This window comes from Streptomyces sp. NPDC005925, from assembly GCF_040638805.1.
Lineage (GTDB): Bacteria > Actinomycetota > Actinomycetes > Streptomycetales > Streptomycetaceae > Streptomyces.
Window position 1 is genome coordinate 136,121 of the sequence record NZ_JBEXVL010000013.1, and the last position, 11,828, is coordinate 147,948.

12 protein-coding genes are annotated in these 11,828 nt (G+C 71.4%); 2 read left to right on the forward strand and 10 right to left on the reverse strand.

Features of this window, described 5'->3' with window-relative positions; all coding sequences use genetic code 11:
- Nucleotides 1-248: 248 nt before the first annotated feature.
- The 3 genes from smc to ABZ354_RS17840 all read right to left on the reverse strand — a co-directional run bounded on the left by smc (nt 249) and on the right by ABZ354_RS17840 (nt 4,916).
- Nucleotides 249-3,803 (reverse strand): chromosome segregation protein SMC, encoded by a 3,555-nt coding sequence (gene smc / locus ABZ354_RS17830; protein WP_358657693.1) that lies wholly within the window; start codon nt 3,801-3,803, stop codon nt 249-251.
- Between the two features lie 249 nt (nt 3,804-4,052).
- On the reverse strand, nt 4,053-4,256 hold the full coding sequence (locus tag ABZ354_RS17835) for a hypothetical protein (protein ID WP_358657695.1): 204 nt from the start codon (nt 4,254-4,256) through the stop codon (nt 4,053-4,055).
- Between the two features lie 378 nt (nt 4,257-4,634).
- Nucleotides 4,635-4,916: an acylphosphatase gene (locus ABZ354_RS17840; RefSeq protein WP_358657697.1), complete on the reverse strand. Its 282-nt coding sequence runs from the start codon at nt 4,914-4,916 to the stop codon at nt 4,635-4,637.
- A 162-nt stretch (nt 4,917-5,078) separates the two neighbouring features.
- Here ABZ354_RS17840 and ABZ354_RS17845 point away from each other — a divergent pair, with 162 nt between their 5' ends.
- Nucleotides 5,079-6,185 carry a CAP domain-containing protein gene (locus tag ABZ354_RS17845; protein ID WP_358657699.1) on the forward strand — a complete coding sequence of 369 codons (1,107 nt, stop codon included), beginning with the start codon at nt 5,079-5,081 and terminating at the stop codon, nt 6,183-6,185.
- Nucleotides 6,186-6,281: 96 nt separating this feature from the next.
- On the forward strand, nt 6,282-6,686 hold the full coding sequence (locus tag ABZ354_RS17850; protein WP_358657701.1) for a helix-turn-helix domain-containing protein: 405 nt from the start codon (nt 6,282-6,284) through the stop codon (nt 6,684-6,686).
- Here the strand turns inward: ABZ354_RS17850 and mutM are convergent.
- From mutM to rsmD, 7 genes are all read right to left on the reverse strand, one after another.
- Entirely contained in the window at nt 6,659-7,528 is an 870-nt protein-coding gene (gene mutM, locus ABZ354_RS17855; RefSeq protein ID WP_358657703.1) for a bifunctional DNA-formamidopyrimidine glycosylase/DNA-(apurinic or apyrimidinic site) lyase, read from the reverse strand. The two genes, ABZ354_RS17850 and mutM, sit on opposite strands and share 28 nt — an antisense overlap.
- A gap of 98 nt (nt 7,529-7,626) precedes the next feature.
- Entirely contained in the window at nt 7,627-8,436 is an 810-nt protein-coding gene (rnc, locus tag ABZ354_RS17860; RefSeq protein WP_358657768.1) for a ribonuclease III, read from the reverse strand.
- Between the two features lie 19 nt (nt 8,437-8,455).
- A complete protein-coding gene (rpmF, locus tag ABZ354_RS17865) occupies nt 8,456-8,629 on the reverse strand; it encodes a 50S ribosomal protein L32 (RefSeq protein WP_007493396.1) in 174 nt (57 codons plus the stop codon).
- 2 nt (nt 8,630-8,631) lie between these two features.
- Nucleotides 8,632-9,276 (reverse strand): DUF177 domain-containing protein, encoded by a 645-nt coding sequence (locus tag ABZ354_RS17870; RefSeq protein WP_358657705.1) that lies wholly within the window; start codon nt 9,274-9,276, stop codon nt 8,632-8,634.
- 191 nt (nt 9,277-9,467) lie between these two features.
- Nucleotides 9,468-10,565, reverse strand: a complete 1,098-nt coding sequence (locus ABZ354_RS17875) for a cell division initiation protein (protein WP_358657707.1) — start codon at nt 10,563-10,565, stop codon at nt 9,468-9,470.
- Nucleotides 10,566-10,664: 99 nt separating this feature from the next.
- The gene (gene coaD, locus ABZ354_RS17880) at nt 10,665-11,144 is read right to left on the reverse strand and encodes a pantetheine-phosphate adenylyltransferase (RefSeq protein ID WP_358657770.1); all 480 of its coding nucleotides are present in this window, start codon (nt 11,142-11,144) and stop codon (nt 10,665-10,667) included.
- Between the two features lie 29 nt (nt 11,145-11,173).
- Entirely contained in the window at nt 11,174-11,761 is a 588-nt protein-coding gene (rsmD, locus tag ABZ354_RS17885) for a 16S rRNA (guanine(966)-N(2))-methyltransferase RsmD (protein ID WP_358657709.1), read from the reverse strand.
- Nucleotides 11,762-11,828 lie beyond the last annotated feature (67 nt).

Genomic DNA, 11,828 nt, shown 5'->3' on the forward strand with positions numbered 1-11,828 from the left:
TCCTCGGGCACCCGGCAACGTTGCCGGGGTGGGGGTCAGCCCTTCCAGGTGGCAACACCTGAAGGTGAAAGTAACGACGGAGAGACTATTCGTTCAAGAGTCGAAGTCAACAGGCGATCTTGCGTCAGCCGGTGCACATCTTGAGGGCTCGCCTGTTCAAGAGCTGAAGAACTTGCGAAGAGCGCGTCAAGAAGCGCTGGTCATCGAAGGTGTAGACCAATTCGGCGGAGCCGGGAGCGGGGCGGGGCCTAGCGGAGTCGCTGGCTGATGACCTTGGACACACCGTCGCCCTGCATGGAGACGCCGTACAGCGCGTCGGCGACCTCCATCGTGCGCTTCTGGTGCGTGATCACGATCAGCTGCGAGGCCTCCTGCAGCTCCTGCATGATCCGGATGAGCCGCTGGAGGTTGGTGTCGTCGAGCGCGGCCTCGACCTCGTCCATCACGTAGAACGGGCTGGGCCGTGCCTTGAAGATCGACACCAGCATGGCGACCGCGGTCAGCGACCGCTCACCGCCCGACAGCAGCGAGAGCCGCTTGACCTTCTTGCCCGGCGGACGGGCCTCGACGTCCACGCCCGTGGTGAGCATGTTGTCGGGATCGGTCAGCACCAGGCGGCCCTCGCCACCCGGAAAGAGCCGCGAGAAGACACCCTCGAACTCGCCGGCGGTGTCCCGGAACGCCTCGGAGAAGACCTGCTCGACGCGCTCGTCGACCTCCTTCACCACCTGCAGCAGGTCGGCCCGCGTCTTCTTCAGGTCCTCCAGCTGCTCGCTGAGGAACTTGTGCCGTTCCTCCAAGGCCGCGAACTCCTCGAGCGCCAGCGGGTTCACCTTGCCGAGCTGCTGGTAGGCCCGCTCGGCGGCCTTCAGCCGCTTCTCCTGCTCGGCCCGCGCGAAGGGCCTCGGCAGGTTGCGCGGATGCTCCGGGTCCTCCGGCAGCTCCTCGCCCTCGGCGGCGGGCGAGGGCGGCACCGGCTGGTCAGGACCGTACTCCGCCACCAGCCCCGCCGGCTCGACACCCAGTTCCTCCAGCGCCTTGGTCTCCAGCTGCTCGATCCGCAGCCGCTTCTCGGCGCCGAGTACCTCTCCGCGGTGAACCGAATCCGTCAACTTGTCGAGTTCCGCCTTGAGATCGCGCCCCCGCACCCGTGCCTGGCCGAGTTCCTGCTCACCGCGGGCCTTCGCGGCCTCGGCGGCGGTACGTTCCTGCTCGGCGCGTGCCACGGACACCTCGACATGCGCGAGCAGCAGGCGGGAGCCCGAGGCGACGGCCCCGGCGACGGCGGCCTCGTGACGCAGCCGGGCCCGCCGCTGCTCGGCACGCGCACGTGCCTCGCGTTCGGCGCGGGCGGCCCGGTCGAGCGAGTCGGCCCGTCCCGCGAGCCCCTTCACCCGCTCCTCGTGCGTACGGACCTGAAGGCGGGCCTCCATCTCCGTCTGCCGGGCATTGGCCCCGTCGGCGGCCAGCCGGTCGCGCGCCGAGGTGTCCGGCTCCTCCTCGACCGGCATCTCCTCGGCGACGGCCAGCCGCTCGGCGAGCTCCTCGGCGTCCAGCAGAGCCGTGTCCAGCGCGTCCTGCGCGCGTGCCGCGGCGGCCGTGGACCGCTCCGCCTCCCCGGCTGCCCCCCGGGCCTGCCCGGCGAGCCGCCCGAGCTGCTGCGCCACGGACGATTTCTCCCGGTCGGCGGCACGGCGCCGCTCCCCCAGCTCCTCGACGCGCGCCCGGCACTCCTGGCGCCGCTCGGCCGCCGCGCGCTGCGCCTCGGCCAGCTCCTCGCACCTGACCTCCAGCTCCTCCAACTCGTGGGCGGCCTCGTCCACGGAGGCCTGCACCTCGAGCAGACTGGGCGCCCCGGCCGACCCGCCGTGCGCGAAGTGCGCCCCGAGCAGGTCCCCTTCGGCGGTGACCGCGGTCAGGCCGGGGCGGACGCGGACGAGGTCCTCGGCGTCCTCCAGGGTGCCCACCACGACGTACCCGCGCAGCAGGCGCCGTACGGCGGGCATCAGTTCGGGGGGCCCGCTCACCAGGTCGGCGGCGTACGGCGGCCCACCTGCACGCGGTTCGTGCGGTACGTCGTCGGGGGCGCCGGCCAGGAGCAGGGCGGCGCGGCCCGCGTCCTGCTTGCGCAGCAGCCGGATCGCCTCGGCGGCGGAGGCGGGCGTGGTCACGGCGATGGCGTCGGCGGCGGCCCCGAAGGCGGCGGCGAGGGCGACCTCGTGCCCGGGGTCCACGGTGAGCAGTTCGGCGGCCGGGCCGAGCAGGCCGGTGAGCCGGTCCCGGGCGCCCAGCAAGGCCCCGGTGCCGTCCTTGCGGCGCAGGCCCAGGGCGAGGGCGTCGTGGCGGGCGCGGGTCGCGGCGCGTTTGCGTTCGGCGGCGGTGACGGCCTCGCGGGCGGCGGCGTGGGCGGCCTCGGCCTCGGCGAGCCGTGCCCTGGCGGCGTCGTGCCGCCCGGCGAGTTCCTCGTCGCCGGCGTCCAGGCTGTCGACCTCGGCCCGCAGTGCCTCGTACTCCTCCTGGGCGGCGACGGCACGCTCCTGTGCCTCGTCCCGGGCGGCGGCCAGCCGCTCGATCTCGGCCTGCGCGGCGGCAGCGCGGGACCGGGCGGCGCCCACCTGTCCCCTGAGCCGGGCCAGGCCCTCACGGCGGTCGGCGATCGCGCGGGCCACGTCCTTCAGCCGGCGTTCCTCGGCGACGAGTCCGCGCTCCAGGTCGGCCCGGTGGGCGACGGTGTCCTCCAGCGCGTGCCGGGCCGCCTCGAGGGCGGCCTCCAGTTCGGCCTCCTGTTCACGGACCCGGGCGGCCTCGCGCTCCATGTCCTCGGGGTCCCGGCCGCGCCGCTCCTCGGGCGGGGCGGAGGTGGCGCTTTTCACGCGCGCGTCGGCGAGCGAGATCGTGCCGCGCACCCGCTCGGCGAGCTGGGACAGTTCGTACCAGGTCTGCTGGGCGCGCTGCAGGCGCGGCGTGAGCCGGCGTACCTCGTCCTCCAGCTGGGCCTCGCGCTGCTGGGCCCGCCGCAGCTCCTGCTCGGTGGCCTCCTTGCGCCCCTTGAGGGCGGCCTCGTCGGCGACCTCGGCGTTGAGCGCCTCCCGCAGCCGTACGAGGTCGTCGGCGAGGAGGCGCAGCCGCGCGTCGCGGAGGTCGGCCTGGATCACGGCGGCGCGCCGGGCGACGGCCGCCTGCCGTCCGAGCGGCTTGAGCTGCCGGCGCAGTTCGTCCGTGAGGTCCTGCACGCGCGCGAGGTTGGCCTGCATGGCGTCCAGCTTCCGCAGCGCCTTCTCCTTGCGCTTGCGGTGCTTGAGAACACCGGCGGCCTCCTCGATGAAGGCGCGGCGGCCCATGGGGTCGGCGTGCAGCACGGAGTCGAGCTGGCCCTGGCCGACGATGACGTGCATCTCGCGGCCGATGCCGGAGTCGGACAGCAGCTCCTGGATGTCGAGGAGGCGGCAGGTGTCGCCGTTGATCTGGTACTCGCTGCCGCCGTTGCGGAACATGATCCGCGTGATGGTGACCTCGGCGTACTCGATGGGCAGGGCCCCGTCGGAGTTGTCGATGGTCAGCGACACCTCGGCCCGGCCGAGCGGCGGGCGGCCGGTCGTGCCGGCGAAGATGACGTCCTCCATCTTGCCGCCGCGCAGCGACTTGGCGCCCTGTTCGCCCATGACCCAGCTGAGCGCGTCCACCACGTTGGACTTGCCCGAGCCGTTCGGGCCGACGACGCACGTGATCCCCGGTTCGAACCGGAGCGTGGTTGCCGATGCGAACGATTTGAACCCTCGGAGGGTCAGGGCCTTGAGGTGCACGCCCGTGGACTTTACCCGCCGGGGTTGTCTCACTCCATGAACCCACGGTTTCGCCGGTGAACGCGCAGGGCACATCAGACGTTGAAGACGGTGAAAGGAATGGCGGGGACGAGCAAGCCGCCGGGCCGCCGAAGCCGGCCGGAGGCAAGAAAGAAGGGACGCCGAGATCGGCGTCCCTTGCAACTCTGAGAATCAGCGGGTTGTCGGGCGGCCCGACCACTGCTGCGCTGTTGTGGAACTGCGCAGCGATCAGGTCAGCGCAGGCTCCGCCTGGTGTGCGTCAACGCTCTCCATGATCCTGTCGTGCGACGCGGCAGTCGCCAGTGCGTCGTTCTCGGCCTGGATCCGTACGAGCTCGGATTCGAGGTCCTGGACGCGCTGTTGCAGCCGTCGCATCTCAGCGAGGAGTCGAGGGTCGGAGCCGCCGACGTAACCGAGAAGCGCCTTTGCCATGATGGATGGTCCTCCACAATGAGTGACGACCGAAGCGGTGTGGGTCGTGAGGGATTCGCACCCGCGGTGCTTGGCACTGATGCGGTTGTGGTGCTGTTCTGCCATGCCAAACAGCTAAGGTGCGCGGGGCTTTCAGCGTCTCACCAAAAAGTTTGACGGTCAACACGATCACGCCCCGTATGGGGGGCAACCCGGTGGCGCGCGGCTCACAACGGCGGCGCGGCGACTTCTGCGGGGCTCTCGGGGTGTGGCGATCATCTTCGCGGGGCGGGCCCGTCATGGCAAGGGTTTTCTCGGCAACGACCTGCTCTTTTTCGTCCCCGCGGACGCCTGCGACAAAAGGCTTCGCCGCCGGGCGGGCCGTGCCGGGCGGCGCGGTCAGCGGATGGCGAAGCCGTCGTAGCCACCGCGGGGTGTGTCCCAAATCTCTGTGACGCCGTCCACGCGGCCGGGCGTGTCGGCGCCGCGGAGCCACTCGAGCAGCGCGTCGCACGCGCTCCGCGGGCCTTCCGCGACGACCTGGACCCGCCCGTCCTGCACATTGAGAGCAAAGCCACTCAGGCCTCCGAGCTCCAGGGCCTTCGCCCGCGTGAACCAGCGGAAACCCACACCCTGGACGCGTCCGCGTACCCAGGCGACCAGTCGCACATCCTCACTCATGGGGGCAACCTAACCGGCCAATGTCTCTTCGGACACTTTCCCCCCGAGCGTCTTGCGGTACCGTCCCCACCCAAACGAAAGTCCTATGAAACTCACACGATCGAGTGAGTTTTGTGTTGATCGCGAGGACGAGCAGACCGCAAGAACGAGGAAGGCCAGGACATGGGACGCCACCGACGCTCCGCCGCCGGCCGCGCCGCCACGGGCCGTGCCACGGGGAGCACGCAGCCGGACGGCCGCCAGGGACACGACGAGCCATCGGGTTCGTACGGGGGCGACCACCCGACGACGGGGATCGCCCCGTATCTCAACCCGGAGGCGTACGCGGAGACGTACGCGAAGACCGAGGCCTTCCTCTACGCCACGGACGACGACTACACCCCTGCTTCGGGCACCCCCGCCTTCCCGGCCGACGGCGATCACGAGGCCGACGGCGGCGTCACGCAGGCCGGGCCCCGCCGGCGCCGCAAGAAGAAGGGCGTGCCGGTCCGCGCCGGGCTGCTCGGCGCCTCGGCCGCGGTCGCGCTCGGCACGGTCGCCGTGGCCACGGGCGCCGTACCCGGCCTGGACGGCTATCGCATCGGCGGCGGCTTCGGGACCGGCGACCGGGTGCAGGCCGCCGACTCCGCGACGAGCACCCCCAGCGTGCAGGGCGGCACCTCCGGCTCGGCCGACGGCCGCGACAGCACGGCGACGAGCCGCGACACCGACCGCTCCACGTCCCCCGCCGCCCCGACGTCGCCGTCCGCACCGAAGTCCTCCGCGGCGCCGACGACCGAGGCGCCGTCGAAGAAGCCGGAGAGCACGCCGAGCGAGAAGCCGCAGCGGACAGCCACACCGAAGGCCACGAAGGCACCCGTGCCCGACGTTCCGCCGGTCACCTTGTCCGAGGAGGCCGCCGCCGCTGCCCAGGTGCTCAAGCTCGTCAACGACGAGCGGGCCCAGGCCGGCTGCAGCCCCGTCGCCGCGAACAGCGCCCTGACCGACCTGGCCTCCGACTTCAGCGAGGACATGGCCGAGCGGGGCTTCTTCGACCACACCGACCCCAGCGGCGCCACGCCCTGGGACCGGGCGGAGAAGGCCGGCATCAGCAACCTCGGCGGCGAGAACATCGCCCGCGGCCAGGCGGGCGCGGTAGCCGTCATGGAGGCCTGGATGAACAGCCCGGGCCACCGCGCCAACATACTGAACTGCGACTTCAAGAAACTGGGCGTGGGTGTGCACTTCGCTCAGGGCGGCCCGTGGTGGACGCAGGACTTCGGCTACTGAGCCCACCGCCCCGGCCTCGTGGAACGGCAGGACGAGCGCTGTCTCACAGTTAGCGCCACCTGCCGGTCGGCGCTGCGGTCCCCTACTCTGGGGCGCATGACGACCACGCAGGAGGAGCGCACTCCGGAGCAGGATCTCCCCTACGACGTGTTCTCCAGGCTCTGCCCCTCGCGCGGCACGCTGGAGCACATCACGGGCCGCTGGGGCGCGCTCACCCTGGGCGCCCTGTCCGAGGGGCCCCTCCGTTTCAACGCGCTGCGCCGCCGGGTCGACGGCGTCAGCGAGAAGATGCTCTCCCAGACCCTGCACGCCCTGGAGCGCGACGGCCTGGTGCACCGCGAGGCCCAGCCGGTCAACCCGCCCCGCGTGGACTACGAACTGACGCCACTCGGCCGCGAGGTCACCGCCCGGCTGCTGTCCCTCATCCATCTCCTGGAGGGCAGCATGGACCAGGTCCTGGCCTGCCGGGAGCGTTACGACGCGGCGCGCGGCGGGCGCTGACACCTCGGGCAGAAGTAGCTCGACCGGTTCATCCACGGGCGCCGGCGCATCGGCGTACCGCACCGGCGGCAGGGCTCGCCCTCCCGGCCGTAGGCGTCCAGCGACCGGTCGAAGTAGCCCGACTCGCCGTTGACGTCGACGTACAGGCTGTCGAAGCTGGTGCCGCCCACGGCGAGGGCGTCGTTCATCACGTCCCGGACGTGGCCGAGGAGTTCCCGCGTCCGCGGGCCCGTGAGGGTGGAGGTGGGTCGCTCGTAGTGCAGGCGGGAGCGCCACAGCGCCTCGTCGGCGTAGATATTGCCGACTCCACTGATCAGGGACTGGTCGAGCAGGGCCCGTTTCACCGTGGAGCGGCGGCGGCGCAGCGCCCGGTGGAACGCGTCGTCGTCGAAGAGCGGGTCCAGCGGGTCGCGGGCGATGTGCCCGATGACGTCGGGCAGGCCCTCGGGGGTCGTCTCGTGCAGCGACAGACCGCCGAAGGTGCGCTGGTCGACGAAGCGGAGCTCGGTGTCCAGGGCGTCCGTGAAGCGGATCCGGATGCGCAGGTGCTTCTCGTCGGGCGCCGAGTGCGGCTGGACCAGCAGCTGACCGCTCATGCCGAGGTGGGCGAGGATCGCCTGGCCGGTCACGCCCGTGCCCTCCAGCGGCAGCCACAGATACTTGCCGCGTCTGCCCGGCACGCCGATGCGGTGGCCGCCCAGGCGGCGCGCGAAGTCCTCGCCGCCCGCGAGATGGCGGCGCACGGCACGCGGGTGAAGGACCTCGGCCTCGGCGACGGTCCGGTGGGCGACCCACCGTTCGAGGCCGCGCCGGACGACCTCCACCTCGGGCAACTCGGGCATGGACTCCCCCGTACGGCCGTGAATGCGAGTGATGGCGAGACGAGCCGAGCGCCCGCCCCGTACAGGTGGGGTGGGCGCTCGGACGATGCTGTCGTCGGTCAGGCGGAGGCCGACGGGGCGTCGGCACTCTCAGGAGTCTCGGCAGGCTCCGGCTCGGCGGCGGCCTGGGCCGCCGCCTTGGCGCGCTCGTCCGCCGCGGCCCGGATGGACCGCCACGCGGACTCGGCGGCCTGCTGCTCCGCCTCCTTCTTGCTGCGGCCGGTGCCGGTGCCGTACGAGACGCCTCCGACGCGGGCAGCAGCAGTGAAGGTCTTCTCGTGGTCGGGGCCGGTCTCCGTGACCAGGTACTCGGGCACGCCGAGCCCCTCGGTCGCGGTGAGCTCCTGGAGACTGGTCTTCCAGTCCAGGCCGGCTCCGAGATTCGAGGACTTCTCGATCAGCGGGTCGAACAGGCGGTGCACGAGCTCCGCCGCCGATTCCAGCCCCTGGTCGAGATAGACCGCGCCGATCACCGCTTCAAGGGTGTCGGCGAGGATGGACGCCTTGTCCCGGCCGCCCGTTCCCTCTTCACCACGGCCGAGCCGGATGAAGGAGCCCAGGTCGAGTCCGCGACCGACCTCCGCCAGCGCACGCGAATTGACCACCGCTGCCCGGAGCTTGGCCAGCTGGCCCTCGGGCAGGTCGGGGTGGGTGCGATAGAGCGTGTCCGTGACCACGAGGCCGAGCACGGAGTCCCCGAGGAACTCCAGCCGCTCGTTCGTGGGCAGACCGCCGTTCTCGTACGCGTACGAACGGTGGGTCAGTGCTCGCACCAGAAGGGCGGACTCGACCTGATAGCCGAGCCGCCCTTCCAGAAGCGTGTGGGACGAGGCCTGATTGTCCGCCTGCTGCTTCTTGGGCGTGGACACAGTGCCTCTCACCAGCCGCTCAGACCTCGAGGACCTGGCGCTTGTTGTAGGTGCCGCAAGACGGGCACGCAATGTGCTGCAGCTTGGGCTCGTGGCAGCGCTCGCACGCAACCAGGGTGGGGACCGCAGCCTTCCACTGCGACCGGCGGTGGCGCGTGTTGCTGCGCGACATCTTCCGCTTCGGAACAGCCACGGCTACTTCTCCTGCTTCTCGTCGACGCCCGGTTCGGCGCCGCTCATCTCGTCCTTCTCGCCGTCCTTCATGGTGCCGGCGAGTCCCTGCAGTGCCGCCCAACGGATGTCGACGGCGTCGTGGTGGTGGTCCGGGTCGTCCGCCAGGCGTGCGCCACACTCGGCGCACAGTCCCGGGCAGTCGTCCTGGCACACCGGCTGCATCGGCAGTGCGAGCACCACCGCATCGCGCAGCACGGGTTCGAGGTCGAACAGGCCGTCCTCGATGAAGAACCTGTCCTCGTCTTCCTCGGCGTCGTCGGCCGGTTCCGCCTTGGGGCGGCCCCGGTCGTCGGCGTCAGGGTACGAGAACATCTCCTGGAAGTCCGCTTCGAGCTGCTGCCCGAGCGGCTCCAGACACCTTACGCACTCCCCCTCGGCCCGTGCACGGGCGGTGCCCGTGACGAGCACCCCTTCCATGACGGACTCCAGGCGGAGGTCCAGCTCCATCGGGGTGCCTTCCGGCACCCCGATGACGTCCTTCAGACCGAGGTCCCGGGGAGCGTCGACCGTGCGGGACAGGCGCCGCAGCGCACCAGGACGCCGCCCCAGCTCGTGCGTGTCGAACACGAGGGGGTTGCGGTGGTCGAGGCGGGCGTTCAGAGCCATTCCTGCTTCCGGTCTTGCGAACTCTCGGGATGCCGCCCTTCGGTCTTCCCGGGCAGCGTTGATCGCGGACATACGCGCGACCGAAGAGCCAGGATACTTGACCTTTCGCTCTTGGCCCAATCCGGTGGGACCCGGGGCCTGCGGAGCAGCCCGCGGCGCGCGCCCGGGCCGCCACGGGGCCCGTCGTGCCCTCAGCCGTTGCCGCGGCCCTGCTCGTAGGCCCGCAGCTGCTCGGCGCTGATCATGCTGGTGTCGAAGAGGCTGGTCTCGTCGAGGGCCTGCGACGGCGGCTGGGCCGGCTGCGGCGGGAGGTAGCCCTGCTGGGTCTGCGCGGCCTGGTGCGGGTCGTAGAGACCCTGCTGGTCGTAGCCCTGATAGGCGGCGTACGGATCGGGCTGCGCGGGCTGCTGGTAGCCGTACGGGTCCGGCTGGGTGCCGTCGTACTGCTGCTGGTAGCCGCCGTACGGGTCCTGCTGGGCGGGCTGCTGGTAGGTGTAGGCCGGCTGCGCCGCCCCGTAGTCGGGCTGCGGCTGCCGGGGCTCCTCGGGGACGGCGGGGGCGGCGACCGGCTCGGCGACGCCCGCGAGCCCGGCCAGGTAGTCGGCGTCGCTGGTGTGCTGGACGGTGCTGGTGTCGTCGGCGAGGGCGCCGAGGTCGTCGCTGGCGATCCGGCCGTGCAGTTTCTGCCGGCCGCGTCCGACGGCGTCCAGGGTCTTGGCGAGGACCGCCTCGAAGGCGCCGAGCTTGACGTCGACGTACTCGTCGGCGTTGCGGCGCAGCGTCTCGGGGTCGTGGCTGCGCTCCGGGGCGTCCTCGTCCTCGTAGCCCTGCTCGTCTATGCCCGGGCCGGTGCCGAGGAGCTTCTCGCGGCCGCGGCCGACCGAGCCGAGGGTCTTGTTGAGGACGACCTCGAAGTTGGCGAGTTTGGAGTCGACGTAGTCGTCGGCCTCGGCGCGGATCTCCTCGGCCTCCTGGCGGGCCTCGGCGAGGATCCGGTCCGCCTCGGCCTGGGAGCGGCGGGCGATCTCGGTGCCGGTGATCAGGGAGTTGCGCTCGGCGTGCGCGTTCTCGATGATCTGCTCGGCCTCCTGGCGGGCCTGGGCGACCATCTGCTCGCGGTCGCCGATCAGCTCCTGCGCCTGGGCGAGGGAGCCGGGCAGGGCCGCGCGCACTTCTTCGAGCATCGAGAGCAGTTCGGCGCGGTTGATCACGCACGAGGCCGACATGGGCATCGACCGGGCACTGGAGACCGACGCGACGATCTCGTCGAGCTTCTTCTGCACGTCCACCGTGTGCTCGCCACTCTCTACAGCTGTGTTGGAGACGGACGGAACGACTGTACGGCCATGGGCCTGCCGGGGGACACCGAGTGAGGGGTTGTCAGGGCGTCAGTCCCGCCGCAGGCGGTCGCCGAGCGCCGCGAGGACCTCCGGCGGGACCAGGTGGGAGACGTCGCCGCCCCATGCCGCGACCTCCTTGACCAGTGAGGACGACAGGAAGCTGTAGGTGGGGTTGGTGGGTACGAACAGCGTCTCGACGCCGGTCAGGCCGTTGTTCATCTGGGCCATCTGCAGCTCGTAGTCGAAGTCGCTGACGGCTCGCAGGCCCTTGACGATGGCCGGGATGTCGCGCTCCTTGCAGAAGTCGACGAGGAGGCCGTGGAAGGCCTCGACCCGCACGTTGGTGTATTCGGCGGTGACCCGGTGGATCAGGTCGATCCGCTCGTCGATCTCGAACAGGCCCTTCTTGGACTTGTTGATCATCACCGCGACCCAGACCTCGTCGTACAGCCGGGAGGCGCGGGCAATGATGTCGAGATGTCCGTTGGTGATCGGGTCGAACGACCCGGGACAAACGGCGCGGCGCAACACTTGTGATCCCTCGCTCTCCGGTCCGGTCATCGTGCGTCTTCGCACGTAGAGGCGGCGCGACCGTACCAAAACGTTCCCTCGCCGTAGCGACGGGCCCGGAGGGCTTCGTAGCCCTCCGGCCATCGGAACTCGCCGCCTCTGGTGCTGCGCTCAACGGTGACCAGCGCATCGTCCGCTAGCCAGCCCTGGGTGCGCAGTGTGAGCAGGATCTCCCGAAGATCGTCGTCCGAAACGGCGTACGGCGGGTCCAGGAACGCGATGTCGTACGGCTTTTCGGGGGGCGCCGTGCGGATGATCTGTTCGGCTCTGCCCGCTCTCACCTCGGCGCCGGGCAGGCCGAGGGACGTCACGTTCTCCCGGACCGTCCGGGCCGCTCGGGCGTCGGCCTCGACCAGCAGGGTGTGGCTCGCGCCGCGCGAGAGGGCCTCCAGGCCCACGGCGCCGGAGCCGGCGTACAGGTCGAGGACCCGCTCGCCGTCCAGCGGGCCGCCGAGGAGGGACTGCCACGTGGAGAGCAGGCCCTCGCGGGCGCGGTCGGAGGTGGGGCGGGTGCCGGTCCCCGGTGGGACGGCCAGGCGGCGTCCGCCGGCCGCGCCGGCGATCACGCGGGTCATTGTCGGGTCCTTGTCCGTCGGGGATTACGGATGCAGTCTGGCAGGCGGCGGCGGGGACGCGGCGCGT